Origin of the sequence: Klebsiella michiganensis (assembly GCF_002925905.1) — a bacterium.
Lineage (GTDB): Bacteria > Pseudomonadota > Gammaproteobacteria > Enterobacterales > Enterobacteriaceae > Klebsiella > Klebsiella michiganensis.
In genome coordinates this window covers 57128-83577 of the sequence record NZ_PRDB01000009.1, presented here as the reverse complement: position 1 = coordinate 83577, position 26450 = coordinate 57128, and the positions used below count along the sequence as shown (strand labels likewise).

30 protein-coding genes are annotated in these 26450 nt (G+C 55.8%); 9 read left to right on the top strand and 21 right to left on the bottom strand.

Annotated elements, in window-relative coordinates; genetic code table 11:
* Positions 1–28 precede the first annotated feature (28 nt).
* Positions 29–484: a terminus macrodomain insulation protein YfbV gene (yfbV, locus tag CDA56_RS18830; RefSeq protein ID WP_004104090.1), complete on the bottom strand. Its 456-nt coding sequence runs from the start codon at positions 482–484 to the stop codon at positions 29–31.
* 336 nt (positions 485–820) lie between these two features.
* On the opposite strand from yfbV, the gene ackA reads away from it, so the two are divergent.
* Complete coding sequence (gene ackA, locus CDA56_RS18825; protein WP_004123156.1) at positions 821–2023, top strand: acetate kinase; 1203 nt, start codon at positions 821–823, stop codon at positions 2021–2023.
* Positions 2024–2223: 200 nt separating this feature from the next.
* The gene (pta, locus tag CDA56_RS18820; protein WP_014230257.1) at positions 2224–4368 is read left to right on the top strand and encodes a phosphate acetyltransferase; all 2145 of its coding nucleotides are present in this window, start codon (positions 2224–2226) and stop codon (positions 4366–4368) included.
* A gap of 47 nt (positions 4369–4415) precedes the next feature.
* Here pta and CDA56_RS18815 read toward each other — a convergent pair whose 3' ends face one another.
* The 5 genes from CDA56_RS18815 to CDA56_RS18795 all read right to left on the bottom strand — a co-directional run bounded on the left by CDA56_RS18815 (position 4416) and on the right by CDA56_RS18795 (position 8396).
* Complete coding sequence (locus tag CDA56_RS18815) at positions 4416–5369, bottom strand: transketolase family protein (RefSeq protein WP_046877181.1); 954 nt, start codon at positions 5367–5369, stop codon at positions 4416–4418.
* Entirely contained in the window at positions 5362–6192 is an 831-nt protein-coding gene (locus CDA56_RS18810) for a transketolase (protein ID WP_032694829.1), read from the bottom strand. The genes CDA56_RS18815 and CDA56_RS18810 overlap by 8 nt, the downstream gene beginning before the upstream one ends.
* The gene (locus tag CDA56_RS18805) at positions 6189–7580 is read right to left on the bottom strand and encodes a PTS ascorbate transporter subunit IIC (RefSeq protein ID WP_004852862.1); all 1392 of its coding nucleotides are present in this window, start codon (positions 7578–7580) and stop codon (positions 6189–6191) included. The genes CDA56_RS18810 and CDA56_RS18805 overlap by 4 nt, the downstream gene beginning before the upstream one ends.
* Before the next feature lie 20 nt (positions 7581–7600).
* Positions 7601–7873: a PTS sugar transporter subunit IIB gene (locus CDA56_RS18800; RefSeq protein ID WP_004870916.1), complete on the bottom strand. Its 273-nt coding sequence runs from the start codon at positions 7871–7873 to the stop codon at positions 7601–7603.
* A 79-nt stretch (positions 7874–7952) separates the two neighbouring features.
* Complete coding sequence (locus CDA56_RS18795) at positions 7953–8396, bottom strand: PTS sugar transporter subunit IIA (protein ID WP_032750745.1); 444 nt, start codon at positions 8394–8396, stop codon at positions 7953–7955.
* 235 nt (positions 8397–8631) lie between these two features.
* On the opposite strand from CDA56_RS18795, the gene CDA56_RS18790 reads away from it, so the two are divergent.
* Complete coding sequence (locus CDA56_RS18790; protein ID WP_103814841.1) at positions 8632–9651, top strand: LacI family DNA-binding transcriptional regulator; 1020 nt, start codon at positions 8632–8634, stop codon at positions 9649–9651.
* Between the two features lie 4 nt (positions 9652–9655).
* Here the strand turns inward: CDA56_RS18790 and yfcD are convergent, their stop codons facing one another.
* From yfcD to yfcF, 3 genes are read right to left on the bottom strand one after another with little or no spacing between them, the layout of a single operon-like run.
* Positions 9656–10210, bottom strand: a complete 555-nt coding sequence (yfcD, locus tag CDA56_RS18785; RefSeq protein ID WP_004852867.1) for an NUDIX hydrolase YfcD — start codon at positions 10208–10210, stop codon at positions 9656–9658.
* A gap of 58 nt (positions 10211–10268) precedes the next feature.
* A complete protein-coding gene (gene yfcE, locus CDA56_RS18780; protein ID WP_014230262.1) occupies positions 10269–10820 on the bottom strand; it encodes a phosphodiesterase in 552 nt (183 codons plus the stop codon).
* Between the two features lie 56 nt (positions 10821–10876).
* Positions 10877–11521 carry a glutathione transferase gene (gene yfcF / locus CDA56_RS18775; RefSeq protein ID WP_103814839.1) on the bottom strand — a complete coding sequence of 215 codons (645 nt, stop codon included), beginning with the start codon at positions 11519–11521 and terminating at the stop codon, positions 10877–10879.
* A 209-nt stretch (positions 11522–11730) separates the two neighbouring features.
* Here yfcF and yfcG point away from each other — a divergent pair, with 209 nt between their 5' ends.
* The 6 genes from yfcG (at position 11731) to CDA56_RS18745 (ending at position 15303) form a co-directional block, all read left to right on the top strand.
* Positions 11731–12360 carry a GSH-dependent disulfide bond oxidoreductase gene (yfcG, locus tag CDA56_RS18770; protein WP_014230264.1) on the top strand — a complete coding sequence of 210 codons (630 nt, stop codon included), beginning with the start codon at positions 11731–11733 and terminating at the stop codon, positions 12358–12360.
* 65 nt (positions 12361–12425) lie between these two features.
* On the top strand, positions 12426–12788 hold the full coding sequence (folX, locus tag CDA56_RS18765; protein WP_004104107.1) for a dihydroneopterin triphosphate 2'-epimerase: 363 nt from the start codon (positions 12426–12428) through the stop codon (positions 12786–12788).
* Between the two features lie 20 nt (positions 12789–12808).
* A complete protein-coding gene (locus CDA56_RS18760) occupies positions 12809–13702 on the top strand; it encodes a TIGR01777 family oxidoreductase (protein WP_048260663.1) in 894 nt (297 codons plus the stop codon).
* Between the two features lie 211 nt (positions 13703–13913).
* A complete protein-coding gene (locus CDA56_RS18755) occupies positions 13914–14168 on the top strand; it encodes a hypothetical protein (RefSeq protein WP_032720494.1) in 255 nt (84 codons plus the stop codon).
* Positions 14169–14171: 3 nt separating this feature from the next.
* On the top strand, positions 14172–14738 hold the full coding sequence (locus CDA56_RS18750; RefSeq protein ID WP_032750748.1) for a hypothetical protein: 567 nt from the start codon (positions 14172–14174) through the stop codon (positions 14736–14738).
* A 67-nt stretch (positions 14739–14805) separates the two neighbouring features.
* Entirely contained in the window at positions 14806–15303 is a 498-nt protein-coding gene (locus tag CDA56_RS18745) for a GNAT family N-acetyltransferase (RefSeq protein ID WP_071957318.1), read from the top strand.
* Positions 15304–15344: 41 nt separating this feature from the next.
* On the opposite strand, the gene hisP is transcribed toward CDA56_RS18745, so the two are convergent.
* The 12 genes from hisP to CDA56_RS18685 form a co-directional block, all read right to left on the bottom strand.
* Complete coding sequence (hisP, locus tag CDA56_RS18740; protein WP_004852881.1) at positions 15345–16118, bottom strand: histidine ABC transporter ATP-binding protein HisP; 774 nt, start codon at positions 16116–16118, stop codon at positions 15345–15347.
* 7 nt (positions 16119–16125) lie between these two features.
* On the bottom strand, positions 16126–16842 hold the full coding sequence (gene hisM / locus CDA56_RS18735) for a histidine ABC transporter permease HisM (RefSeq protein ID WP_004852883.1): 717 nt from the start codon (positions 16840–16842) through the stop codon (positions 16126–16128).
* On the bottom strand, positions 16839–17525 hold the full coding sequence (locus tag CDA56_RS18730; protein WP_014230269.1) for a histidine ABC transporter permease HisQ: 687 nt from the start codon (positions 17523–17525) through the stop codon (positions 16839–16841). The genes hisM and CDA56_RS18730 overlap by 4 nt, the downstream gene beginning before the upstream one ends.
* Before the next feature lie 66 nt (positions 17526–17591).
* The gene (hisJ, locus tag CDA56_RS18725; RefSeq protein WP_004123203.1) at positions 17592–18374 is read right to left on the bottom strand and encodes a histidine ABC transporter substrate-binding protein HisJ; all 783 of its coding nucleotides are present in this window, start codon (positions 18372–18374) and stop codon (positions 17592–17594) included.
* A gap of 257 nt (positions 18375–18631) precedes the next feature.
* Positions 18632–19414, bottom strand: a complete 783-nt coding sequence (gene argT / locus CDA56_RS18720; protein ID WP_025106663.1) for a lysine/arginine/ornithine ABC transporter substrate-binding protein ArgT — start codon at positions 19412–19414, stop codon at positions 18632–18634.
* Positions 19415–19705: 291 nt separating this feature from the next.
* On the bottom strand, positions 19706–20275 hold the full coding sequence (locus CDA56_RS18715; protein ID WP_004852887.1) for a UbiX family flavin prenyltransferase: 570 nt from the start codon (positions 20273–20275) through the stop codon (positions 19706–19708).
* A gap of 136 nt (positions 20276–20411) precedes the next feature.
* Positions 20412–21929, bottom strand: coding sequence for an amidophosphoribosyltransferase (gene purF, locus CDA56_RS18710; protein WP_004123211.1), 1518 nt, complete (start codon positions 21927–21929; stop codon positions 20412–20414).
* Between the two features lie 33 nt (positions 21930–21962).
* A complete protein-coding gene (cvpA, locus tag CDA56_RS18705) occupies positions 21963–22451 on the bottom strand; it encodes a colicin V production protein (RefSeq protein WP_004104143.1) in 489 nt (162 codons plus the stop codon).
* 199 nt (positions 22452–22650) lie between these two features.
* Positions 22651–23340: a cell division protein DedD gene (dedD, locus tag CDA56_RS18700; RefSeq protein WP_025106662.1), complete on the bottom strand. Its 690-nt coding sequence runs from the start codon at positions 23338–23340 to the stop codon at positions 22651–22653.
* Positions 23330–24598, bottom strand: coding sequence for a bifunctional tetrahydrofolate synthase/dihydrofolate synthase (gene folC / locus CDA56_RS18695; RefSeq protein WP_064357778.1), 1269 nt, complete (start codon positions 24596–24598; stop codon positions 23330–23332). Before folC ends, dedD begins: the two co-directional genes overlap by 11 nt.
* 72 nt (positions 24599–24670) lie before the next feature.
* Positions 24671–25585, bottom strand: a complete 915-nt coding sequence (gene accD, locus CDA56_RS18690; protein WP_004870882.1) for an acetyl-CoA carboxylase, carboxyltransferase subunit beta — start codon at positions 25583–25585, stop codon at positions 24671–24673.
* Positions 25586–25779: 194 nt separating this feature from the next.
* The gene (locus CDA56_RS18685) at positions 25780–26439 is read right to left on the bottom strand and encodes a DedA family protein (RefSeq protein WP_004123217.1); all 660 of its coding nucleotides are present in this window, start codon (positions 26437–26439) and stop codon (positions 25780–25782) included.
* Positions 26440–26450: the final 11 nt, after the last annotated feature.

Here is a 26450-nt window from a genome sequence, read left to right as displayed (position 1 = left end):
TTCTTTTATATGCGTTTTCCCGATGCAATTACAAATCATCAAGGAAAGTTTTATCCAGTTGTTTGAAGGCGCGCTTAAGCGTGTCAGCTAAAGCCTGATAATCCGGCTTGCCGTCAACCGGCGTCAGCGCTTGTCCCGCCTCCTGCAGTTTACCCCGTACTTCATAAAACCAGTTCAGTATCGACGGCGGCAGCGGCGTTACCGAACGCTTACCCAGCCACCATAAGCCTTGCATCGGCAGACTCAGCGCGAACAGCGCGGTAGCCACGGCAGGGCCCAGCTGGCCGCCGAGGGCGATTTGCCAGCACAGCGTGAAAATCGCCACCGGCGGCATGATGCGAATCGCATAGCGCGTGGCGCGAATAATACGGTTTTCAATAAACACCGGGGCAAGGCGCTTATCCAGGGGCCAGGTCTTTGCATAGTGCTGCCCGTGGCGAAACAAGCCAAAAAAACTCACAGGGCGATTCTCGGGACCGGACATGGCTTACCTCAACTTTACATATAAAACTTAAAAAATTTGTGTAAAACACCAACTGTGCATGACAACGTTCAAAAGATTTTGGCAATGGCGGCCTCAATCAGGTATTCTGTGCGCACCTGAGGGGCGGTTAGACCCTTTTACCAGGTTAGTCAAATTATCGCATATTCTGCCACCGGCTGAAAATTATGCAAAATGACATAAAATCAAATGTACTTCTCTCATCGTGCCCGAAAACAGTACAAGGCATGATGTTAATCATAAATGTCGATGTCATCCTGCGCTACGCTTTGTGACACACTGACGTTTTTTTAGCCACGTATCATAAAAGGTACTTCCATGTCGAGTAAGTTAGTACTGGTTCTGAACTGCGGTAGCTCCTCTCTGAAATTCGCTATCCTTGATGCCGTCAACGGCGACGAATACCTGTCTGGTTTAGCAGAATGTTTCCATCTTCCTGAAGCCCGTATCAAATGGAAAATGGACGGCAGCAAGCAAGAAGCCGAATTAGGCGCTGGCGCTGCTCACAGTGAAGCGCTGAACTTTATCGTTAACACTATTCTGGCACAAAAACCAGAACTGTCTGCTCAGCTGACCGCAATCGGCCACCGCATCGTTCACGGTGGTGAAAAATACACCAGCTCCGTCGTTATCGATGACTCCGTGATTCAGGGAATCAAAGACTCCGCCTCTTTCGCTCCGCTGCACAACCCGGCGCACCTGATCGGTATCGCTGAGGCGCTGAAATCTTTCCCTAATCTGAAAGACAAGAACGTTGCCGTGTTCGACACCGCGTTCCATCAGACCATGCCGGAAGAATCTTACCTCTATGCCCTGCCGTACAGCCTGTACAAAGAACACGGCGTACGTCGCTACGGCGCGCACGGCACCAGCCACTTCTATGTGACTCAGGAAGCCGCGAAAGTTCTGAACAAACCGGTTGAAGAGCTGAACATCATCACCTGCCATCTGGGCAACGGTGGTTCCGTTTCCGCTATCCGCAACGGTAAATGCGTTGACACTTCCATGGGTCTGACTCCGCTGGAAGGTCTGGTTATGGGTACGCGTTCTGGCGATATCGACCCGGCAATCATTTTCCATCTGCACGATGCCCTGGGCATGAGCGTAGACGCCATCAACAAAATGCTGACCAAAGAGTCCGGTCTGCTCGGTTTGACCGAAGTGACCAGCGACTGCCGCTACGTTGAAGACAACTACCAGGAAAAAGCTGACGCTAAACGTGCCATGGACGTTTACTGCCACCGCCTGGCGAAATATATCGGCTCCTACACCGCGCTGATGGACGGTCGTCTGGACGCTGTCGTATTCACCGGTGGTATCGGTGAGAACGCCGCGATGGTTCGCGAACTGTCTCTGGGCAAACTGGGCGTACTGGGCTTTGAAGTTGATCACGAGCGCAACCTGGCTGCCCGTTTCGGCAAGTCTGGCTTCATCAACAAAGAAGGCACTCGCCCGGCTATCGTCATTCCGACCAACGAAGAGCTGGTCATCGCGCAAGACGCCAACCGTCTGACCGCCTGATTCCACACCGCCAGCCATAACCCTAAATAATTCGAGTTGCAGGAAGGCGGCGACGCAGAGAATCCCCAGGAGCGTACGAGTAGTACGTAACTGGGGTGAGCGAGTAAAGCCAACGCACATGCAACTTGAAGTATGACGGGAAGCTGGTGGTGCAGTTTTGTATCCCGCCTGATACTGGCGGTAACGAAAGAGGATATATCGTGTCCCGTACAATCATGCTGATCCCTACCGGAACCAGCGTAGGCCTGACCAGCGTCAGCCTCGGTGTTATCCGTGCTATGGAACGTAAAGGCGTTCGTCTGAGCGTCTTTAAACCTATCGCTCAACCGCGTGCCGGTGGCGATGCGCCAGACCAGACTACCACTATTATTCGCGCGAACTCCGACCTTCCGGCCGCAGAACCGCTGAAGATGAGCCACGTTGAGTCGCTGCTCTCCAGCAATCAGAAAGACGTGCTGATGGAAGAGATCATCGCCAACTACCACGCCAACGCGCAAGATGCGGAAGTGGTGCTGGTTGAAGGTCTGGTCCCGACCCGCAAACATCAGTTTGCCCAGTCTCTGAACTACGAAATCGCGAAAACGCTGAACGCTGAAATCGTTTTTGTGATGTCCCAGGGTACCGATACTCCAGAACAGCTGAAAGAGCGCATTGAGCTGACTCGCAGCAGCTTCGGCGGCGCGAAAAACACCAGCGTCACCGGCGTGATCGTCAACAAGCTGAATGCGCCGGTTGACGAACAGGGCCGTACTCGCCCTGACCTGTCGGAAATCTTCGACGACTCTTCCAAAGCAAAAGTCGTGAAGATCGATCCGGCTCAGCTGCAGAGCGGTAGCCCATTACCGGTTCTGGGCGCGGTGCCGTGGAGCTTCGATCTGATCGCCACCCGCGCGATTGATATGGCACATCACCTGAACGCCACCATCATCAACGAAGGCGACATCAATACCCGTCGCGTGAAGTCCGTCACCTTCTGTGCGCGTAGCATTCCGCACATGCTGGAACACTTCCGCGCAGGCTCCCTGCTGGTCACTTCCGCAGACCGTCCTGACGTTCTGGTTGCCGCCTGCCTGGCCGCGATGAACGGCGTGGAAATCGGCGCTATCCTGCTGACCGGCGGCTACGAAATGGACGCCCGCATCAGCAAACTGTGCGAACGCGCGTTTGCAACCGGCCTGCCGGTATTCATGGTTAACACCAACACCTGGCAAACCTCTCTGAGCCTGCAGAGCTTCAACCTGGAAGTTCCGGTTGACGATCACGAGCGCATCGAGAAAGTTCAGGAATACGTGGCTAACTATATCAACGCCGACTGGATTGAATCGCTGACCGCGACTTCCGAGCGCAGCCGTCGCCTCTCTCCGCCAGCCTTCCGCTATCAGCTTACCGAGCTGGCGCGTAAAGCAGGCAAGCGCGTCGTGCTGCCGGAAGGCAACGAGCCGCGTACCGTTAAAGCCGCGGCTATCTGCGCCGAGCGCGGTATCGCCACCTGCGTACTGCTGGGTAACCCGGATGAAATCACCCGCGTGGCCGCCTCTCAGGGCGTAGAGCTGGGCGCCGGTATTGAAATCGTTGACCCGGAAGTGGTTCGCGAAAGCTACGTTGCTCGCCTGGTCGAGCTGCGTAAGAGCAAGGGGATGACCGAAGCGGTTGCCCGCGAGCAGCTGGAAGACAACGTGGTTCTCGGCACCCTGATGCTGGAGCAGGACGAAGTTGACGGTCTGGTATCCGGCGCGGTTCACACCACCGCCAACACCATCCGTCCGCCGCTGCAGCTGATCAAAACGGCTCCGGGCAGCTCCCTGGTCTCCTCCGTATTCTTCATGCTGCTGCCGGAACAGGTTTACGTTTACGGCGACTGCGCGATCAACCCGGATCCGACCGCTGAACAGCTGGCTGAAATCGCCATCCAGTCCGCAGACTCCGCAATTGCCTTCGGCATCGAACCGCGCGTGGCCATGCTCTCCTACTCCACCGGCACCTCCGGCGCAGGCAGCGATGTAGAGAAAGTACGCGAAGCCACGCGTCTGGCGCAGGAAAAACGTCCTGACCTGATGATCGACGGCCCGCTGCAGTACGATGCGGCGGTCATGGCTGACGTTGCGAAATCCAAAGCGCCGAACTCCCCGGTTGCCGGCCGCGCGACCGTGTTCATCTTCCCGGATCTGAACACCGGTAACACCACTTACAAAGCCGTACAGCGTTCTGCCGACCTGATCTCCATCGGGCCGATGCTGCAGGGGATGCGTAAGCCGGTGAACGACCTGTCCCGTGGCGCGCTGGTTGACGATATCGTCTATACCATCGCCCTGACCGCGATTCAGTCTTCCCAGCAGCAAGCATAATCTGCCCGCTGCATGCAAAAAGGCGACCGGATGGTCGCCTTTTTTATTTACAGCAGCTCTCGCGCCGCCGAGACAATATCATGCGCCGTCAGGCCATACTCCTTCTGCAAGAAATCCTGCGTTCCCACCTGGCCGTAGCGCTCCTTCACCCCCACGCGACGCATCGGAACCGGGCAGGTCTCCACCAGCACTTCCGCCACCGCCGATCCCAGCCCGTTATGAATACTGTGGTTTTCACAGGTCACGATACGCCCGGTTTTCTCGGCATAATTTTTCACCAGCATGCGGTCGATGGGCTTCAGGGTAAACATATCAATCACCGCCGCGCTGACCCCTTCCTGCTCAAGCTGACGCGCCGCCTCAAGGGCTTCCGCCACCATGATCCCGTTGGCAATCAGGGTGATGTCGTCGCCTTCGCGCAGCACATTCCCTTTGCCAATGGTAAACGTTGAGCCCGGCGCGTACACGCTCGGCGCCTGTTTGCGGATCGTGCGTACCCAGTAAAAACCGTCGAGATCGATAAGCTGCCGCAGAATATCCTCAAACATCACCGCATCGGTCACTTCCAGCACCACCGAATGCGCCAGACCGCGCACGATCCCCATATCTTCAAACGACATATGGGTTCCGCCGTTATGGCAGGCGGTCACCCCGGCGTCAGAGGCGATCACCTTGACGTTATTCCGCTGATAATCGAGCGACATAAACAGCTGGTCGAAGCAGCGGCGGCTGGCGAAAGCGGTAAAGGTATGAACAAACGGCTTGCGTCCGGTCAACGATAGCCCGGCGGCGGTGCCGATCACGTTGGCTTCCATAATGCCGCAGTTGATGACGTGCTGCGGATGCTCCCGCGCGACGCCATCCATCGCCATGGAGCTCATCAGATCCGCTTCCAGCGCGATAATCGGGCTCCTGGCTTCAATTTGCTGCGCGACGAATCCGGCATAGACTTTACGCATCTCTACGGCATCTTTTTGCCCTGCGGGTGCAACCTTAATCATGTTCAGCCTCCAGTTGGCGAATCGTCTCGTTTAGCGTCTCTTTCATCTCCGCCGTCAGGCGTAAATGGTGGTTATTACTGAGATTCTCGAGATACGGCACGCCCTGGCCTTTCACGCTATCGAGAATAACCACGCGCGGGCGCGCATCGACGGGAGGTACGGGTTGAACCGCGGCCAGCAGCCCGGGGATGTCATCGCCTTTGACGGTGACAACATCAAAACCAAAGGCGCGGAATTTATCCTCCAGGTTGAAAGCGCGAATGATTTCATCCAGCCTGCCGTCAAGCTGTAGCTTGTTCCAGTCAACAAACACGGTCAGATTATTCAGACGGTGATGGGCAATAAACTGAAAGGCTTCCCAGCACTGGCCTTCATTCAGCTCGCCGTCGCCAACGATACAGAACACGCGATTCGCCCGCCCCGCCAGCTTATGCGACAGCGCCATGCCGCCGGCGATGGAAATCCCCTGCCCCAGCGAGCCCGTAGTGGCGTCCACCCCACGCGTTTTCAGCCGGTCCGGATGGCTTGGCAGCCGCGTACCGTTCTGGTTTAGCGTGCTCAGCTCCTCCATCGGGAAATACCCCTTAATCGCTAACGTACTGTACAGCGCGGGGCCGGCATGACCTTTTGATAACACAAAGTAGTCGCGCTCTGGCCAGTCCGGGTCCGCGGGATCAATTTTCATCACCGCGCCGTACAGTACCGCCAGCGTCTCCACGACCGACATACTGCCGCCGTAGTGGCCGAAACCGAGGTCAGTCAGCGATTTCAGGGTAGCGACGCGAATGTCCCGCGCCAGGTTAGTTACTTCTTGCACATTCATGATTTCGCTCCGCTGTTCTCCTGCGCGCCGCCGCCCACAGGTTTCTTTTTCACAAAAACGTTGTACGCCACCAGCAGCACAAACAACGCCACAACTAGGCCGGTAATCGCAAACGGCGACAGGTAGCGGGCCAGGTTACCCAGCACGATACCCACGGCGCCGAAATCCGCATCCGAGAAAGTGGTGTTGGCAAAGCCAATCGCCCCCAGTACCGGCAGCAGCAGCACCGGCAGGAAGGTGATCAGCAGGCCGTTGGCAAACGCGCCAATCATCGCCCCGCGCCGCCCGCCGGTGGCGTTGCCAAAGACGCCTGCGGTCGCGCCGGTAAAGAAATGCGGCACCACGCCGGGCAGGATCAGCACCCATTTAAACTGCCCGCAGAGGAACAGCCCGACCAGACCGCCGAGGAAACTAAACAGGAAGCCAATCAGCACCGCGTTGGGCGCGTAGGGGTAAACGACCGGGCAGTCCAGCGCCGGACGGGCGTTGGGCACCAGCTTTTCTGAAAATCCGGTAAAGGCCGGCACGATTTCCGCGAGGATCAGACGTACCCCTTGCAGGATGATGAACACCCCGGCGGCGAAGGTAATCGCCATAATGATGGCGTAAACCAGATAGTTCTGGCCTCCGCTAAAGGTGCTTTCCACATACTCGCGCCCCGCGCTCACCGCCATAATCAGATAAATGATCATCATGGTCAGCGAAATGGATATGGAGCTGTCGCGCAGGAAGCTCAGGTTTTTCGGCAGATTCATCTCTTCAGTTGAACGCGATCCTTTACCGCAGACGCTACCGATCCAACCCGACAGCACATAGCCCAGGGTGCCGAAATGGCCGAAAGCGATATCATCCGTGCCGGTAATACGCTTCATATAGCGCTGGGCCAGCGCCGGGAAGAACGCCATCACCAGCCCGAGGATCAGGGAGCCGGTAAAGACCAGCCCGACGCCTTCGAAACCCGCCACGGTAAGAATCACGCCGATCATACAGGCCATATAGAAAGTGTGGTGACCTGTCAGGAAGATATACTTCAGACGCGTAAACCGGGCGACCACAATATTCGCTACCATCCCGAACGCCATAATCAGCGCGGTTGAAGCACCGTATTTTTCCAGGGCAATAGAAACAATCGCCTCATTATTAGGAATAATGCCCTGAATATTAAAAGCATGTTCAAACATGCCCCCCAGCGGATTCAGCGAACCGACTAATACCGTCGCGCCGCCGCCAAGAACAATAAAACCCAGAATTGTTTTAATGGTTCCCTTGACGACATCGGAGAAAGATTTCTTTTGCGCTACCAGACCAATTAACGCAATTAAACCGACCAGCACCGAGGGTACTTTTAGAATATCAACAACAAAATTCAGCGTTTCAAGGATAAACATATCCACCTCGCTATCAATAATTATTGTCTGGCGAACCACGCGCGCAGCTGCGCTTCGAGTTCGTTAATATCGATGATGTTAGTAATCACCACCAGCTGGCTTTCCGGCACGCTGGCGCTGGCGGCAATGTCTTTTGCCATCACGAATAAATCCGCCGCGCCCGGCGTTGCCGACGACAGATCGGAGTGCTCTACCTCGGCCTCGATATCGAGTTTTTTAAGCACTTTTTTTATATTCATCTCAACCATAAAACTACTGCCCAGGCCAGAGCCGCAAATTGCCATAATTTTCATTGTTATCACCTTTTTTGGGTAGAGTACGTCCGCATCACGCAGGCGCGTAATGGGTTATAAGCCGGATAATAAAATTGAATCAGTAGCGCGCGATGATCGTTTTTATCTCCTCAATATTGGTTGCCTGATGTAATTTATTCATATCTTCATCGCTGGAAAATAATTCCGCCAGGGCAGAAATCATTTCGATATGGCTATGTTTATCCGGCGCCGCAAGCATAATAATAATATCAACCGGGTCGAACTCCTCAGAGCCAAACGATACCCCTTGTTGCAGTTTCAACAGCGACAGCCCCAGGCCCTTCGCGCCCTCCTCAGGCCGCGCATGCGGCATCGCCAGTCCCGGGGCCAGCACGTAGTACGGCCCGAGCCGCTGATGCTGCTCCACGATGGCCGTCACGTAGGCAGGTTCGATAACGTCGGCCTTCAGCAGCGGCCGGGCGCAGATGTCCAGCGCCTGTGGCCAGGTCTCTACGCTTTGCCGCAGCGCGATGGTGGCATCAGAGAGCCAAGTCTTGAGCATTTTGTCCCGCCTCTTTTAGCAAAAGATGGGCAAACTTTATGCAAGCAGCCAATAGTTATCTGCGAGAACGATCACAAAGATAGCGCTACCAATGCTGAACATTCAGATTTGTGATAGCGCTATCAATTCGTAATCATCCCATCAAAACGCAGCAAAAAGGCCCGTTTAAGGCGTATACTCCCTGACACATGAAGTAATGGATGATAATAAAAACGTCTGTTTAGCAGGAATATGTATGTCTCTAACCCGAAAACGGCGTAGTACCGGTAAAGTCACGATCGCCGATGTTGCTCAGCTGGCTGGTGTGGGAACGATGACCGTGTCCCGCGCCCTTCGCACGCCGGAACAGGTTTCCGATAAGCTACGTGAAAAAATCGAAGCGGCGGTGCAAGAGCTAGGGTATATGCCTAATCTCGCCGCCAGCGCGCTGGCGTCTGCCTCCTCAAGAACCATCGCGATGGTGGTACCAAATCTTGCCGAGGCGGGCTGTTCGGCGATGTTTGCCGGGCTTCAGCAGATATTACAGCCGGCAGGGTATCAAATCATGCTGGCAGAATCGCTGCACCGTCTGGAGCAGGAAGAAAAGCTGCTGGAAACGCTGCTGGCCTCTAACATCGCCGCCGCCATTCTGCTTAGCGTTGAACACAGCGATACCGTACGCCACTGGCTGAAGAACGCCTCGATTCCGGTGGTGGAGATGGGCGCAATGCGCGCCGATCCGATCGACATGAATATTGGCATTGATAACGTAGCGGCGATGTTCGAGCTGACGGAGATGCTTATCCACCGCGGCTATCAGAATATCGGTCTGCTGTGCGCCAATCAGGAACAGTGGATTTTTCAGCAGCATTTGCAGGGGTGGTATAAAGCCATGCTGCGCCATCATATGTCGCCTAACCGGGTAATTAACGCCGCGCTGCCCGCCAACTTTTCCACCGGCGCTTCACAGCTGCCGGAGTTTTTGCTGGCATGGCCGGAGCTGGATGCGCTGGTTTGCGTTTCCGATGAGCTGGCATGCGGAGCGCTGTATGAATGTCAGCGTCGGCGCATAAAGGTACCGGATGATTTAGCCGTCGTCGGTTTTGGCGACAGCGACGTGAGCCGGGTCTGCCAGCCGCCGTTAACGACCATGGCGGTACCACACCATAAGATTGGTATAGAAGCCGGGCGCGCCCTTCTGGAGCGTCTTACGGAGGGAAACTGGAGCGACAGAAAGCCCATCGCGTCCAGTTTATGCATGAGGGACAGCTGTTAGAAAACTACTCAGCCTCTTCCTGCTTTTCGCTTTTTGCTGACTCATTATTCGCATTGCGGGTCATCCACAGCGCCAGCGCTTTTAATGAGTCCGGAGTGAACTCATCGCAGCGGGCGGTGATCTCTTCCGGCGTCAGCCAGCACACTTCGCTCACTTCTTCTTCCTGCAGCGCGAACGGGCCGTGCGATACGCAGCTAAACAGGCCGCCCCAGACGCGGCAGTGTTTATCTTCGTAGTAGAACTGCCCGTGGTCAGCAAAAGGCACGCCGGCAATACCGAGCTCTTCTTCCGCCTCACGGCGCGCGGATTCCAGCATTTGCTCGTCAGCCTGCACCACGCCGCCGGCGGTGGCGTCCAGCATGCCCGGCTGGAAATCTTTTGTTTCGGTACGACGCTGCACCAGGATTTTGCCCATCCCATCATGAACAACAATGTAGGTCGCTCGATGACGCAGGCACTCCGCACGCATTTGTTCGCGGCTGGACTGTGCTATCACCTCATTGTTTTCATTAACAATATCGACCCATTCTGTGCTTGCCAAATGATTCTGTTCCGCCATCAGGAAACCTTACTTTTTAAAGCGCTCTTGCGGCGCGTCTATACGGTTGAGGGGTAAATTACGGGTAAATTGCGACCTCTGCAATAACCTGATTATCATCGAGTGCTAAAACCTGCAATTGCCCCTCGTTCAGAAGACCGTAGCTGGCGGTAAATCCCCCTTTAGGGATGCTGACCGAGCCGGGATTGAAGAGAAAAATCTCGCCGCGTTTCTCGGCAACCGGAATATGAGTATGGCCATAAGCCAGCACATCGCCAGCAGCGAGAGGAGGCAAATTTTCGGGGCTATACAGATGCCCGTGGGTCAGAAACAGACGGGTTCGCGCGCTCAAAACCTGCTGCCAGGGGGCGGTAATGGGGAACCGCAGCAGCATTTGATCGACTTCGCTGTCGCAGTTGCCGCGTACGGCAATCACCCGCTCCGCCACGCTATTTAGCGCCTCCGCGACCTGGGCTGGCGCATAGCCTTCGGGAAGAGCGTTACGCGGCCCGTGATTGAGCACATCGCCGAGGATAACCAGCCACTGCGCCCCACTGCGCGCGAACAGCGCAAGCACGCGTTCAGCGGCAGGCAGAGAGCCGTGGATATCCGAGGCAAACATCAGCTTCATACATTTCATCTCCACGCATTACGATGCCGCTATGATAACGGAACCGCTGGCGCTTATCAGCCCGCGCGTTTGGCTGAGAGTGCGACGTAGAGCTGAACCGACGCCCGCTGCCACTGGAAGGTGGCGTAATCCACCAGCGCGGCGGGAACCTCATCGCCGTTCAGGACCAGGCGATTGAGCATCAGCGCCAGGTCGGTATCGGCAATGGACCATTCGCCAAATAGATTCTGCCCGCCATGGGACAGCAGAACGCCAGCCGTTGCAAACAGCTTGTCGGCGCTTTTTTTCCCGGCTTCGCTGAGCGGAGGTTTCTTTGCTGCGGCAAAGACCACGTCCGTGGAGCGCTCTTCGCGAATCGTCATTAAATCGCTACGCAGCCAGGCCTGCACCTGACGCGCCCGCGCGCGCTTTTGCAGGTCATGCGGGTAAAGCCGCTCCCATTCCGGGGGCGCAAAGCGCTCATCCAGATATTCGGTAATCGCGGAGGATTCGCTCAGGAAGAATTCCCCGATCTCCAGCAGCGGTACGCGACGCGTCGCGCTGTAGCCTTTCCAGCCGCTTTGCAAATGTTCGCCGCTGTCGAGGTTAACGGTTTTCAGGGTAAAAGGCAGGCTCTTTTCCTGCAGGGCAACGTATACGGACATCACATATGGCGAGAAAAAATCGGCGTCGGACCACAGGGTAATCGCGGGCTGGCTCATAGCATCCTCAATGGCTAATGTAATGGGGCGATACGCCAACATATCCTGTCTTTCAGAGGATGTCACTGACCGCCACGCTGAGGATCTTACATACTTCTCAGGGGGTGAACGCGATCGGCGAAAGTCATCCAGGATGAGGCAAACCTGTCGGATGATGCCAGTTCACCTATACTCGAAAAGTTTGCGACCTGTGACGGCGAGGAATTTTCATGATCGATTTTTACTACGCACCCACTCCTAATGGCCACAAAATCACGTTATTCCTCGAAGAAGCGCAGCTGGCGTATCGCCTCATCCGGGTGGATATCGGCAAGGGGGAACAGTTTCATCCGCAGTTTCTCGCGATCTCACCCAACAACAAGATCCCGGCGATCGTTGACCACGCTCCCGCCGACGGTGGTGGCCCATTAAGCCTGTTTGAATCCGGCGCCATCCTGCTCTATCTGGCTGAAAAAACTGGAAAATTACTGAGCGGCGAGCTCCGCGAGCGCCACGTCACCCTACAGTGGTTATTCTGGCAGGTCGGCGGGTTGGGGCCGATGCTCGGACAAAATCATCACTTCAACCACTTTGCTCCGCAGGCGGTGCCCTACGCCATTGAGCGCTATCAGGTGGAAACGCAGCGCCTGTATGGCGTGCTCAATCGGCGCCTTGGCGAGAGTCCCTGGCTTGGCGGCAATCACTACAGCATCGCCGATATCGCCTGCTGGCCGTGGGTGAATGCCCATCAGCGCCAGCGTATCGACCTTGCCAATTACCCGGCGGTGCATAACTGGTTTGAACGCATTCGCCAGCGCCCGGCCACCGTTGAAGCGCTTCTGAAAACAGAAGCCCATTAACCCCCTGCTCGCCCGGGAAGCTTTGATGTATGATTGCGGAAATTACTACACGGAGGAAGCCTGCCATGTCTCAACCAGACGCCATTATTCGAATTAAGAACCTGCGCCTGCGTACTTTTATCGGAATTAAAGAGGAAGAGATCGCCAACCGCCAGGACGTGGTGGTTAACGTCGCGATCCACTACCCGGCGGAAAAATCACGCAACAGCGAAGATATTAACGATGCGCTGAACTACCGCACCATCACCAAGCGCATTATTAGCCATATTGAGAATAACCGCTTCTCTCTGCTGGAAAAATTAACTCAGGATGTGCTCGACATCGCACGCGAACATCACTGGGTCACATATGCTGAAGTAGAGATCGATAAACTGCATGCGCTGCGCTACGCCGATTCGGTATCCATGACGATGAGCTGGCGGCGCTAGACGCATCTTAGGGAGGCGCTATGAACGTTCTGCTTACTGGCGGTACCGGCCTGATTGGCCGCCATCTGATCCCCCGGCTACTGGAGCTTGGACATCACGTAACGGTTTCTACGCGCAGCCCTGAAAAGGCCAAAAGCCGCCTCGATTCGCGCGTCACCCTGTGGCGCGATTTCGAGCATCAGGCGAACCTCAACGGCATTGATGCCGTCATTAATCTGGCCGGCGAGCCGATCGCCGATAAGCGCTGGACGGCGGAGCAGAAACAGCGTCTCTGCCACAGCCGCTGGGATATCACCCAAAAGCTGGTCACGCTGTTCAACGCCAGCGATACGCCCCCCTCGGTGCTGATTAGCGGCTCCGCCGCCGGTTATTATGGCGACCTCGGTGAAGTCGTGGTAACCGAAGAGGAGCCGCCGCACAACGAGTTTACCCACAAGCTTTGCGCCCGCTGGGAGCAAATCGCCTGCGAAGCGCAGAGCGATCGCACCCGCGTCTGCCTGCTGCGTACCGGCGTGGTGCTGGCGCCGCGAGGCGGTATTCTGGCCAAAATGACGCCGGCCTTTAAGCTTGGCCTCGGCGGCCCTATCGGTAGCGGAAGGCAATATCTGGCGTGGATCCACATCGACGACATGGTCAACGGTATTCTCTGGCTGCTGGATAACGACCTGCGGGGGCCGTTTAATATGGTTTCCCCTTACCCTGTGCGCAACGAGCAGTTCGCCCACGCGCTGGGGCATGCGCTAAATCGCCCTGCCATTTTCCGCGTCCCGGCGGCGGCCATTCGCCTGCTGATGGGTGAATCTTCCGTTCTGGTACTCGGCGGCCAGCGCGCGCTGCCTAAACGCCTGGAAGCCGCCGGATTTGGCTTTCGTTGGTACGATCTGGAAGAAGCGCTGGCCAACGTGCTGCGGTAGTCCAGCTCCATCAGGGAGAGTATCGCTCTCCCTGATTAATTTATGGAACCCGCCTCGCAGCGCGCAAAAATCACCCGTCCTGTGTCGCCTTAACTGTGAATCTCATTCCAGTGATATGCCTTTCACTCTGCCATAACCCCTGTGTGTAATTTAACACCATCACACCGTTGACATTCGTCAACAATTTATTCAGCATTACCAGGACGAATTGATGAAGGAACATCCGGATAAACATATCAGAGCAGCTATTGACTACGCGCTGGCACGAGACTGGATTTTTATCACTGGCGGCAAAAGCGCTCACTGTTTTGGCAGGTTGATGTGTGGGACAGCCCGGCACCGGGAACATATGATGAGCATCTGGTCAACGCCTGCGGTACCCATTAACCACGCCAGGCAAATTATCAGAATGGTCGACCGCTGCCAGCCGCCTGCCTCGGGTCAGATTAACCACAAGAAGGATTAAACCATGGCGCTGTATAATTTTACGCTCACCCTCTCCGGCGTAACTGCTCGTACCGTGGGTCTGGAAGATGCGCTGCATGCCGCAGGCTGCGCTGACGCCCTGGTCTGTTTTTACGGAACGGCGGTCTATCTGGAGTTCGATCGCGAAAGAGACTCTCTTGAGCAGGCTATTCTGTCAGCGATTGCCGATATCGAATCCGCATCGGCTCTGAACGCGCGGGTTGAATCCGTCGATTCCGCGCTGGTCGGTTTAAGCGATATTGCCGAACTTACCGGCCTGACGCGACAGGCCGTCGCCTTATTAAAAGATGGCGCACGAGGCTCAGGTCAGTTTCCCGGGCCGGTACAGCGGGTTAAAGGCAACTCCCCGCTGTGGCGCTGGAAAACCGTCGTGGGCTGGCTGGTGATGGAAGGACGGCTTGCCGAAGATTCACCGCTGGTCGCCCACGCGACAGTTCTGGATAACCTCAACCTGGCGCTACAACTGAGGGCGACGCCGGAGAGCACCACCGTGCTGCGCTATCTGCGCGGCTTCGGAAATCAGCCCCGGGCTTGTCCGACGGTTGCTTAGACGCATTGCCCTTCCGGCGCTTTATGATGTTAAGGTGGCGGAATAATCCACCGCTATGGACCGCTTTATGAGAATACTCACCACTCCGCGCCTGCGCCTCTCTCCGTTTCACTCATCCGACTGGCCTTTTTTCCTGCGCTTAAGGCGAGACCCGGAAGTGATGCGCTATATGGGCGAGATTCTTGAGGAGCCGGCGCTGCGGACGCTGTTTGCATCACGCTGCGCTGACCCGGGCGTATTCGTACTGCGCGACGCCAGCGGCGCGGCGGTTGGCGATATTGGCCTGCGCATCAGCGGTAAAAATCCGCACGAAGCGGATGTCGGATACGCTCTCCTGCCTGATGCTCAGGGGAAGGGTTACGCCAGTGAAGCGCTAAAAGCGATTTGCGACTACGGATTTCAGCAGCTCGGCGTTCACGCAATAAATGCCTGGGTGCTGGGCAGTAACGCGGGCTCTTCCCGTCTGCTGGAAAAACACGGCTTTATCCGCATTCAGGTGCTCGAAAAAGCGTACCATCTGAACGGCATTGACTATGACGACTGGGTGTATCGGCTGGAGCGTTAGCCGCCCCGACGGAGAGTGTTCCGCCGGGGGCTGGACAGTGTTTACTTCAAAGAGCCCTTCAGGAACTGCTGCAGACGCTGGCTTTTCGGGTTGCCGAAAACCTCGTCAGGATGCCCTTCTTCTTCAATTTTGCCCTGATGCAGGAAGATCACGTGCGAGGAGACGTGGCGTGCAAAGCCCATTTCATGGGTGACCACGACCATGGTTTTCCCCTCTTCCGCCAGCTGCTGCATGATCCTCAGCACTTCGCCCACCAGTTCAGGGTCAAGCGCCGACGTCGGTTCATCAAACAGCAGTACGTCGGGCTCCATCGCCAGCGCGCGGGCAATGGAAACGCGCTGCTGCTGGCCGCCGGAGAGATGAACCGGATATTTAATCTGCTGACGTTCATCAATACCGACTTTCGCCAGGTATTTTACCGCCCGATCGCGCGCTTCCTGTTTACTCAGGCCCAGCACCTGAATCGGCGCCTCCATCACGTTTTCCAGCACCGTCATATGGCTCCACAGGTTAAAATGCTGGAATACCATCGTCAGGCGAGTACGTAGCAAACGTAGCTGATTTTTATCAGAAACCTTTAACTGACCGTCTTTATCGCGAACCAGGCCAATGTTTTGCCCGTTAACAACGATCGTCCCTTCGCTGGGCTTCTCAAGAAAGTTAATACAGCGCAAAAAGGTACTTTTCCCGGAACCGGATGAGCCAATAATACTGATCACGTCTCCGGCTTTCGCCCGCAGTGAGACGCCCTTCAGTACTTCATGCTCGCCGTAACGTTTATGCAGATCGATTACATTTAATTTATTGTCGGACATGGCGTTCTCAGTGCGTCGAAGAAGGTTTGATATGCTGGAGCCAGCGCTTTTCCGCCCTGCGGAACAGGCTAATCAACACATACGAGATAATTAAATACAGTACTGCGGCAATACCGAAGGCGGTAAACGGCTGGTAGGTTGCCGAGTTAATATCGCGGGCAATTTTCAGCAGATCCGGCACCGTGGCGGTAAAAGCCAGCGCGGTGGAATGCAGCATCAGAATCACTTCGTTGCTGTATGCAGGCAGCGCAATACGCAGCGCGGAAGGCAAAATAATGCAGCGATACATTTTGACCGAAGAAAAACCGTACGCCCGGGCGGCTTCTATCTCGCCTGCCGGCACTGAACGAATCGCCCCGGCGAAAATCTCCGTGGTGTAGGCGCAGGTGTTCAGCGTCAGCGCCAGCACCGTACAGTTCAGGCCGCTGCGAAAGAAGGCGTTCAGCAGTTCTGTGCCTTTGACGACCTCAAGCGTGTACATTCCGGAATAGAACACCAGCAGCTGGACGTACAGCGGCGTGCCGCGAAAGATATAGGTGAACAGCCAGATGGGGAACTGGATAAATTTATTGCTCGACACTCGGCCAATGGCGAGGAAAACCGCCAGGATGCCGCCCATCACCACGGAAGAGATCAGCAGCCAGAGCGTAATCGCCACGCCGGTAAAGCGATAGCCGTCGGTCCACAGCAGGGATTTCCAGTACTCCTGAATAATATCAATCACAGGTCGGCCCTCTTCACGCCCACAGAATAACGGCGTTCGAGCATCAGCAGCACACCATTGGAAACCGTTGTAAATACCAGATAAATCAGGCCACAGACGATGGCAAAGTAGAACGGCTCCCAGGTGCTTTTACCCGCCAGCTGGGTTGCCTTGACCACATCTTCCAGTCCCAGCAGTGAGACCAGCGCGGTCGCTTTGAGGATAACCTGCCAGTTGTTGCCGATTCCGGGCAGCGCGTAGCGCATCATTGCCGGAAACAGAATACGACGAAAGGTTTGCCCACCGCTAAAGCCGAAGGCCGTCGCCGCTTCAATATGTCCCTTTGGCACCGCCAGGAAGGCGCCGCGAAAGGTTTCGGTGAAGTAGGCCCCGTAAATAAAGCCCAGCGTGATGATCCCCGCCACCATGGGGTCGATATCAAACTGCGCCAGGCCAAGCGCATCGGTTACGCCATTGAGCGCAATCTGTAGCCCGTAGAAAATCAGCAGCATCAGCACCAGATCGGGCACGCCGCGGATTAAGGTGGTATAGCCTTCAAAAATCAACGCCAACGGACGATTGTTGGAAAGTTTCGCCCCGGCGCCCGCCAGACCGATAAGCACCGCCAGAACGACCGAGCTTAACGCCAGCTCAAGGGTGACCAGCGCGCCCTGAAAAATAACCTGTGAAAACCCGTACAGCATGCTGTCTGCCCTGTCTGTCATCAACCATCGCGCGCAAAATAACGCGCGACGGGGTACGCGGGATGGTTAGTCGCCGTACACGTTAAAATCGAAATATTTCTTCGCCAGCTTGTCGTAGGTGCCATCCTGGCGCATCTCGGCAAAGGCTTTATTCAGTGCTTCACGTAGTTCGTTATCCTCTTTGCGCAGCCCCATACCGGTGCCGACGCCGAACAGCTTCTCGTCTTTAATCGACGGACCGCCGAACTGATAATCCTTGCCGATAGGCTGTTTGAGGAAGCCTTCGCTGGCGGCGACTTCATCCTGGAACGCCGCGTCAATGCGTCCGGCAGTCAGGTCGGAATAAATATTGTCCTGTCCCTGATAGGAAACGATTTCAATGCCTTTTGGCGCCCAGTGCTCGTTGCCGTAGGTTTCCTGGGTGGTACCCTGGAGAACACCGACGCGCTTGCCTTTCAGCTTCGCGAGGTCTGGCGTAATATCGCTGCCTTTTTTCACGACCAGGCGTGAATCAGCCGCGTACAGTTTGTCGGTGAAGGCAATTTCCTGCTGGCGTTTTTCGGTGATCGAAAGCGAAGACATAATGGCGTCGATTTTCTTCGCTTTTAAAGAAGGGATCAGCGCGTCCAGCGGGTTCTCAATGAAGGTACATTGCGTATTGATACGCTTACAGAGCTCTTTTGCCAGATCGATGTCAAAACCCACCAGTTCACCCTGCGCATTCTTCGATTCGAACGGGGCATAAGTAGGATCGGTGCCGATGCGGACTTTTTGCGGAATGGCTGCGAATACAGTGGAAACGCTGGAAAGGGCCAGCGCTAAAGAGAGAGACAACGCCAGTTTTTTCATAACTATCCTCAACAGACTGTCATTCTAACGGATTTATTAGAAGTACTTACGGCAGTTATCGTGCCATTATTCGCCCCGGTAAGGCAAAGCATTCTGCGCCGGAAAGCAAATTTTTTCGCATCGGAAACGCTTAACTATGCACTTTTTAACATCGCGTGCGCAATTTCCTGCACCAAATTGATCCGCTAAAAGCGCAGCTGCACCAAAATCAGACAGAAAGGGATGCGCATGGCCCGGCGTCCGGGCCAGCGGGCGTCTTAATCACCGTAAACGTTGAAGTCGAAGTATTTCTTCGCCATTTTGTCGTAGGTGCCGTCTTTACGCATGTCGGCCAGCGCTTTATCAAACGCGGCCTTCAGCTCGCTATCGTCCTTACGCAGGCCGATGCCGGTACCATCACCGAAGAACTTTTTGTCTTTAACGGAAGGACCGGCAAAGGCAAAATCTTTACCGGCAGGTTGCTTGAGGAAGCCCTCGCTGGCGGCCACTTCATCCTGCAACGCGGCGTCCAGGCGACCCGCAGCAAGGTCTGAGTAGATCAAATCCTGATTCTGATAGGCCACAACGTCCACGCCGTGGCTGCGCCAGCGTTCATTACCATAGGCCTCCTGGGTGGAGCCCTGCAGTACGCCAACATGCTTGCCTTTGAGGGATTCCAGCGTCGGTTGAATCGGCGAGCCTTTGGCGGCGATCAGGCGGGAGTCGGCCGCGTAGAGCTTGTCAGAGAAGGCGATTTCCTGCTGGCGTTTTTCCGTAATCGACAGCGAAGAGATAATGGCGTCGATTTTCTTGGCCTTCAGCGACGGGATCAGGGAGTCGAAATCGCTGCCGACCCAGGTGCATTTTACTTTGATGCGCGAACAGAGCTCGTTACCCAAATCAATGTCAAAACCCACGAAATCCCCTTTCGCATCCTTTGAAGAGAAAGGCGCGTAGGTGGCATCGGTGCCAATGCGGATATTCTGCGGCAGCGCGGCGAACGCGCTGGAGGCGCTGCAAATTCCCATCATTAAAGAGAGAGCCAGGACCGTCTTCTTCATAGGTTACCCTTAAGTGTCGTGATGTTGTTATGCGATGCGTTATCTTGTTATTTGTACTGCCGGCAAAATCTTGCACGTTTTATGCCATTTTCTCAGTGCGTGCTGGAAATGGCGTTAAATATGTTAAATAAAGGTTGCAAGTTTGTCTTAAAAGGGAAGATACCAGCAATAACGGATAAACCGCAGTGCCGCAGCGCAAAAAAACAAATTAAATGTTGAGGATTTGATCGAGGCGACAAAATTGCACTGCAGGGAGGCGGATGTGAACAAAGCGCACTATCTTAGTGCGCCCTACGCGCCCTGCCAGCGGGAAAAGAGGTCTTGCGGAAGAGAGATATCGAACTGATCGATCACGCGATTGACCGTCTGATTGATCACATCGTCCAGGCTTTTCGGGCGATGATAAAACGCCGGAACCGGCGGCATAATCACCGCGCCCATTTCCGCCGCCTGGACCAGCAGCCGTAAATGGCCAAGGTGGAACGGCGTTTCCCGTACGCACAGCACCAGCGGCCGGCGCTCTTTAAGCACCACGTCCGCCGCCCTGGTCAGCAGCCCGTCGGTATAGCTATGAACGATGCCGGAGAGGGTCTTCATTGAGCATGGCAAAATCACCATCCCGGCGGTTTTAAAAGAGCCGGAAGAGATGCTGGCGGCGATATCGCGGGCATCGTGCACCACGTCGGCTAACGCCTGCACCTCGCGCAGGGAGAAATCCGTCTCCAGCGCCAGCGTCTGGCGCGCGGCCTGGCTTAAAATAAGATGGGTTTCGACATCCGAAACTTCGCGCAAAACCTGGAGCAAGCGTACGCCGTAAATCGCGCCGCTGGCGCCAGAAATACCGATAATGAGTCGCTTCACGATGATTGCCCCTTTCACACAATGGCGCAGACTTTGCCGGATTATAGTCTCCGACGCAACCGCGGACCCGCATTTGGCGCGAGAAAATAAAAAAGCCCGCGGCCGTCAGACCGCGGGCTCTCAGCAAAACAGAGGATTACCCTTCGTTGTGCATCTCTAAGTTTTCAACTTCATTCTGCAGCTGAACCGCTTTCGCGTCGTCGTTACGCAGAGAGTCGAGATAGTCCAGATACTGCTGATCGACATCTTTAGTGACGTAGATACCGTTGAACACCGAGCATTCAAACTGCTGAATATCCGGGTTCTCCGCGCGCACCGCGTCAATCAGATCGTCCAGATCCTGGAAAATCAGGCCATCGGCGCCGATGATCTGGCGGATCTCATCTACCTCACGCCCGTGGGCTATCAGCTCATTGGCGGTTGGCATATCGATGCCATACACGTTCGGGAAGCGAATTTCCGGCGCAGCGGAGGCCAGATACACTTTCTTCGCCCCGGCTTCGCGCGCCATCTCGATAATCTGCTCAGAGGTGGTGCCGCGCACGATGGAGTCATCCACCAGCAGCACGTTCTTATCCCGGAACTCGGCGCGGTTGGCGTTAAGCTTACGGCGCACGGACTTACGGCGCAGCTGCTGGCCCGGCATGATAAAGGTACGGCCAACGTAGCGGTTTTTAACAAACCCCTGGCGATACGGCTTATCGAGGATGCGGGCAATTTCCAGCGCGATATCGCAGGAGGTTTCCGGAATGGGAATGACCACATCGATATCCAGATCTTCCCACTCGCGGGCAATTTTCTCGCCCAGCTTCGTGCCCATATTGACGCGGGCGCTGTAAACGGAAATTTTGTCGATGAAGGAGTCTGGACGCGCAAAATAGACGTACTCGAACAGGCACGGGTTGCTGACCGGGTTTTCCGCACACTGGCGAGTAAACAGCTGGCCTTTTTCGGTGATATATACCGCTTCACCAGGCGCCACGTCGCGCAGGAACTCAAAGCCCAGCGTATCCAGCGCCACGCTTTCCGAAGCGACCATATACTCGGTGCGGCCATCGCCGATATCGCGCTTGCCCAGCACCAGCGGACGAATGCCGTTCGGGTCGCGGAAAGCGACCATGCCGTGACCGATAATCATCGCCACGCAGGCATAAGCGCCGCGAATCTGGCGGTTGGTGGCGGCGATCGCCGCAAAAATGTTGTCTGCTTCCAGCGGATAGTGGCGGAAGTTGTCCAGCTCGCTGGCGAAGATATTGAGCAGGATTTCGGAATCAGAGGTGGTGTTGATGTGGCGGCGTTTTTCTTCAAACAGCTTTTTACGCAGCTCGTGAGCGTTAGTCAGGTTACCGTTGTGCGCCAACGTAATGCCGTACGGCGAGTTGACGTAGAAAGGCTGTGCCTCGGAGGCGCTGGAGCTGCCAGCCGTCGGGTAACGAACGTGACCAATACCCATATTGCCCTGCATACGCTGCATATGGCGAGCTTCAAAAACGTCGCTCACCAGACCGTTCGCCTTACGCAAACGGAAACAGTTGTTCGCATCAATGGTGATGATGCCTGCGGCATCCTGGCCACGATGCTGAAGCACCGTTAACGCGTCATAAATCGACTGGTTTACCGGCATAACACCGGCGATACCGACAATACCGCACATACGTCTTTTCCTCGTTAAGCTACATCCCAACGCTTATGCTTTGGGCAAGAAACTTGACGAGCTCTGCAGATAGTCAAAGAACCATCTGATAACGAAACTGAACTGCGGGATAAGCTCAGACTTTTGCCAGTCTTCGCTTTTCGCCATACCGGTAAAGCTATCGAGAAAGAACAGAATCGCCGAGACGATTAGCACCCCGCGCAGGGCGCCAAAGCAGATCCCTAACACCCTGTCGGTTCCCGACAGGCCGGTTTTTTCCACCAGCTGACCTATCACAAAGTTAACGATAGCGCCGACGATAAGCGTTGCGATAAACAGTATCGCGATAGCAATCCCATTTCGGACCAGTTCGTCTTCAAAGCCCGTGAACCAGACAGCCAGGTAAGTGTAGTAATGACTGGCAACAAAGAAAGCGCATCCCCAGGTTACCAGCGATAAAGCTTCACGAACAAAGCCGCGGATCAGGCTAACCAGTGAGGAAAAACCAATCACCGCAATTATGGCGTAATCAATCCAGACCATATACGTCCCACGATTTTACGCCCTGTCGTCCGGTTCGGGGCGCATTCTAACAGAAAAAGAAAACGTTTGCGTAGGGATTTCCGTGCCCTACAGAAATAAAAATGGCGCTGAAAAAACATTCAACGCCATACTGTCTTTCGCCTCTTCAGGGCGCGTCAGACAGGGGTTTCAGCACTCTACTCCTTTAAAAAAGAGAGAGTTAGTTCGGGCTGTAGCCCATGACCACGCCGCTAAGTCCCGAAAGCTGCTTCAGCTCACCAAGCTGACCTTTCAGCTTATCCTTCGAGGTATCCGGCCCCACGAGAATACGGGTAATTTTACCCTGCACCGGCGTCGAAGGCGACGTGTAAACTTTAAAGCCGGAAGCGCGCAGCTTACCGACAATCTCGTTAACCTTATCGGCGTTCTTCAGCGCCCCAAGCTGCACCACATAGGCTTTACCGGTTGGCGCCGGAATTTCAGCCTGCTGCTGCGGTTTAGGGGGCGGCGTCTGCGCCGTAACCTGCTGCTGCTGTGGTTGCGGTTGCGGCTTCTCTACCGGCTTCGGCTGAGGTTTCGGCTGTGGTTTCGGTGCGACCACCGGCTCCTGCACCACATCAAAACTGTTGTTATTCACCGGTATCCGCGACGGATCCAGCGATGGCGCAGCGGCATCGCCGGCCCTCACCTCTTCCGCCGCCCCTTCAGGAGGCTGCGAAGGCAGCGCCTGGGTCGCCGCTGGCAGCATATCCGGCTCATCGCGATCCCCCGGTTTTGGCACCAGCGGAATGGCGGCAAACTCATCCTGATAATGTTTTTTCTGACCATCCAGCAGCCCTGGCAGGATAATCACCCCCAGCGCCACCAGCACAATCGTCCCGACTAAACGGTTCTGAAACTTACTCGCCACCGATTCTCCCCGCGTCTATTTCTTCCATTACATGCGCCACCGTATGGAATGAACCACACACCAGCACCGTATCTTCAGGCCCGGCGTCCGCCATCGCGGCATGCCACGCCTCAGCGACGCTAGTATAGACTTTACCTGCGCGCAAATGTTCCAGCAGCTGCTCCGCCGTGGCTCCGCGCGGACCTTCCAGCGGCGCGCAGTACCAGTCGTCAACTTCGGCCTGTAAATTTGCCAGCGTTCCCGCGATATCCTTGTCATGCAGCATACCAATAACCGCCAGCACGCGCCCCGTTTTCGATAAGGTTTTGAGACGCCCGGCGAGATAGGCCGCCGCATGCGGATTATGGGCAACATCCAGGATCGTCCGGGGAGCATCGCTGATTATCTGGAAACGCCCCGGCAGCATCGCGTTTTGAACGCCATCGCGCATCGCCTGCTCGTTTACCTTAAGCCCGCTGGCGCGCAAGGCCGCAATCGCCGTAGCCGCATTCGGCAGCGGGACCTGCGGCAGCGGCAGATCGCTTAACGCCCCCTGACGATCGCGGAAGGACCAGCCTTGTTCACTGGCGTCATACTGCCAGTCAACGTCACGGCGCAGGAGCCGCGCCCCTTTTTCGCTCGCCACCTCAGCGATGGTCAACGGCATATCGGGTTCGCCGACGACAGCCGGTTTACCAGGGCGGAAAATCCCCGCCTTTTCGCGACCGATGCTTTCGCGATCGGGCCCCAGCCAGTCGGTATGGTCGAGAGCAATACTGGTCACCACCGCCACGTCAGCATCGACGATATTGGTCGCATCCAGGCGGCCGCCCAGGCCCACCTCAAGAATCACCACATCCAGCCGCGCCTGCTGAAACAGCCACAGCGCGGAGAGGGTGCCAAACTCAAAATAGCTCAGGGAAATCTCGCCGCGCGCGGCTTCAATTTCGGCAAAAGAGGTCGTATGCGCGAGCTCCGCCAGCTCTTCGCCCTGCACCCGCACCCGCTCTGTGTAGCGCACCAGATGCGGCGAACTGTAAACGCCAACCTTATAGCCCGCCGCCATCAGCACCGACTCCAGGGTACGGCAGGTGGTGCCTTTGCCGTTGGTCCCCGCCACCGTAAAGACAAACGGCGCAGGTTTCATTACCGCCATCCGCTGCGCGACCTCGCTGACGCGCGCCAGCCCGAGATCGATAGTTTTGCTGTGCAGATGTTCCAGATAAGAAAGCCACGTAGCCAGGGGCGACGTGGCCTGAGGAATAGGTTGTTTTTCCATGATGTCCGGCAAGAGTTAGGATAACTACGCGTAAAAAAAAGGGCAGCGCCGTCAGGCCTGCCCTCTGCATTATCAGGCCTCTGGTTCCTGATCCGGCACCGGTGGCACCACCTCACCTTCGTGAGCAGGTTCCGGATTTGGCGCCGGAAGGTTCATCAGCTTCGCCAGAATGCTGGCCAGCTTCAGACGCATTTCCGGGCGGCGTACGATCATGTCGATCGCCCCTTTCTCAATCAGGAACTCGCTGCGCTGGAATCCCGGCGGCAGCTTCTCGCGAACGGTCTGCTCGATAACGCGGGGGCCGGCAAAGCCGATCAGCGCTTTTGGCTCAGCGATGTTGAGATCGCCCAGCATCGCAAAGCTCGCAGACACGCCGCCCATGGTTGGGTCGGTCAGCACGGAGATATACGGCAAGCCGCGCTCCTGCATTTTCGCCAGCGCAGCGGAGGTTTTCGCCATCTGCATCAGCGACATCAGCGCTTCCTGCATACGGGCGCCGCCGGATGCGGAGAAGCAAATCAGCGGGCAGTTGTCTTCCAGAGCCTGCTCAACCGCGCGAACAAAGCGCGCGCCGACCACGGAGCCCATCGACCCACCCATAAAGGAGAATTCGAAAGCGGCGGCAACAACCGGCATATCATGCAGGGTGCCTTTCATGACCACCAGCGCGTCTTTTTCGCCGGTCTCTTTCTGGGCGGACGCCAGACGGTCTTTATACTTTTTCGAATCGCGGAACTTCAGCACATCTTTCGGCTCGAGCTCGCTTCCCAGCTCCACGAGGGAACCTTCGTCCAGCAGGCTATGCAGGCGGTTGCGCGCCGACATACGCATGTGGTGATCGCACTTAGGGCAAACCTCCAGGTTGCGCTCCAGCTCTGCGCGGTACAATACCTGACCGCAGCTGTCGCACTTGGTCCATACACCTTCAGGGATACTTGCCTTACGGGTGGGGGTTATATTGCTTTTAATTCGTTCAATCCAGCTCATTGATAACCTTTCTACCTGAACCTGGTCGATGCCAGTTTTGTCGCAAGGGGCGCATAATGCCATTTTTGCCCCTCACAGACCATGAATGTTGCACATTAAATCATAACATCCCGTAACATGGGATAAAAAAGTGGTCGAACCGCTCACACTTCACTCTTCGGGCGGCGGCATACCGCCCGAAGATCGTCGCCGCGTTATTTCGCCTGTTTCGCCGCCGCCCGCTTGTGGCGGATGACTTCAATCACGCCCGGCAATACGGACAGGACGATAATCGCCACGATCAGCAGCTTAAGGTTTTCCTGGACGATCGGCAAATCGCCGAACAGATAACCCGCGTAGGTAAATAACAGTACCCACAGCAGCGCGCCAACAACGTTATACATCGCAAAATGACGATAGGACATATGCCCCATTCCCGCCACAAACGGCGCAAACGTTCTGACGATCGGCACGAAACGGGCCAGGATGATGGTCTTACCGCCGTGGCGTTCGTAGAAGCTATGGGTCTTATCCAGGTAGCTGCGGCGGAAAATTTTCGAATTGGGATTACTGAAGAGCTTTTCGCCAAACAGCCGGCCAATTGTGTAGTTCAAGGCATCGCCAACAATCGCGGCAATGACCATCAGCAGCACCATTAAATGCACGTTGAGATCGTTGGTCGGCAGCGCGGAGAGCGCACCTGCCACAAACAGCAGCGAATCCCCCGGCAGGAACGGCGTGACCACCAGGCCAGTTTCGCAGAACAGAATCAAGAATAAAATCGCGTATACCCAAATGCCGTACTCCGCGACCAGCTCAGCCAGATGCACATCAATATGCAGGATAAAATCAATTAAAAAGTGAATCAGGTCCATAGTTTGCGTTA

Coding starts and splice junctions, on each gene's coding strand:
- yfbV (WP_004104090.1), bottom strand. CDS start 484: ATGTCCGGTCCCGAGAATCGCCCTGTGAGTTTTTTTGGCTTGTTTCGC.
- ackA (WP_004123156.1), top strand. CDS start 821: ATGTCGAGTAAGTTAGTACTGGTTCTGAACTGCGGTAGCTCCTCTCTG.
- CDA56_RS18815 (WP_046877181.1), bottom strand. CDS start 5,369: ATGATTAAGGTTGCACCCGCAGGGCAAAAAGATGCCGTAGAGATGCGT.
- CDA56_RS18810 (WP_032694829.1), bottom strand. CDS start 6,192: ATGAATGTGCAAGAAGTAACTAACCTGGCGCGGGACATTCGCGTCGCT.
- CDA56_RS18805 (WP_004852862.1), bottom strand. CDS start 7,580: ATGTTTATCCTTGAAACGCTGAATTTTGTTGTTGATATTCTAAAAGTA.
- CDA56_RS18800 (WP_004870916.1), bottom strand. CDS start 7,873: ATGAAAATTATGGCAATTTGCGGCTCTGGCCTGGGCAGTAGTTTTATG.
- CDA56_RS18795 (WP_032750745.1), bottom strand. CDS start 8,396: ATGCTCAAGACTTGGCTCTCTGATGCCACCATCGCGCTGCGGCAAAGC.
- CDA56_RS18790 (WP_103814841.1), top strand. CDS start 8,632: ATGTCTCTAACCCGAAAACGGCGTAGTACCGGTAAAGTCACGATCGCC.
- yfcD (WP_004852867.1), bottom strand. CDS start 10,210: ATGGCGGAACAGAATCATTTGGCAAGCACAGAATGGGTCGATATTGTT.
- yfcE (WP_014230262.1), bottom strand. CDS start 10,820: ATGAAGCTGATGTTTGCCTCGGATATCCACGGCTCTCTGCCTGCCGCT.
- yfcF (WP_103814839.1), bottom strand. CDS start 11,521: ATGAGCCAGCCCGCGATTACCCTGTGGTCCGACGCCGATTTTTTCTCG.
- yfcG (WP_014230264.1), top strand. CDS start 11,731: ATGATCGATTTTTACTACGCACCCACTCCTAATGGCCACAAAATCACG.
- folX (WP_004104107.1), top strand. CDS start 12,426: ATGTCTCAACCAGACGCCATTATTCGAATTAAGAACCTGCGCCTGCGT.
- CDA56_RS18760 (WP_048260663.1), top strand. CDS start 12,809: ATGAACGTTCTGCTTACTGGCGGTACCGGCCTGATTGGCCGCCATCTG.
- CDA56_RS18755 (WP_032720494.1), top strand. CDS start 13,914: ATGAAGGAACATCCGGATAAACATATCAGAGCAGCTATTGACTACGCG.
- CDA56_RS18750 (WP_032750748.1), top strand. CDS start 14,172: ATGGCGCTGTATAATTTTACGCTCACCCTCTCCGGCGTAACTGCTCGT.
- CDA56_RS18745 (WP_071957318.1), top strand. CDS start 14,806: ATGAGAATACTCACCACTCCGCGCCTGCGCCTCTCTCCGTTTCACTCA.
- hisP (WP_004852881.1), bottom strand. CDS start 16,118: ATGTCCGACAATAAATTAAATGTAATCGATCTGCATAAACGTTACGGC.
- CDA56_RS18730 (WP_014230269.1), bottom strand. CDS start 17,525: ATGCTGTACGGGTTTTCACAGGTTATTTTTCAGGGCGCGCTGGTCACC.
- hisJ (WP_004123203.1), bottom strand. CDS start 18,374: ATGAAAAAACTGGCGTTGTCTCTCTCTTTAGCGCTGGCCCTTTCCAGC.
- argT (WP_025106663.1), bottom strand. CDS start 19,414: ATGAAGAAGACGGTCCTGGCTCTCTCTTTAATGATGGGAATTTGCAGC.
- purF (WP_004123211.1), bottom strand. CDS start 21,929: ATGTGCGGTATTGTCGGTATCGCCGGTGTTATGCCGGTAAACCAGTCG.
- cvpA (WP_004104143.1), bottom strand. CDS start 22,451: ATGGTCTGGATTGATTACGCCATAATTGCGGTGATTGGTTTTTCCTCA.
- folC (WP_064357778.1), bottom strand. CDS start 24,598: ATGGAAAAACAACCTATTCCTCAGGCCACGTCGCCCCTGGCTACGTGG.
- accD (WP_004870882.1), bottom strand. CDS start 25,585: ATGAGCTGGATTGAACGAATTAAAAGCAATATAACCCCCACCCGTAAG.
- CDA56_RS18685 (WP_004123217.1), bottom strand. CDS start 26,439: ATGGACCTGATTCACTTTTTAATTGATTTTATCCTGCATATTGATGTG.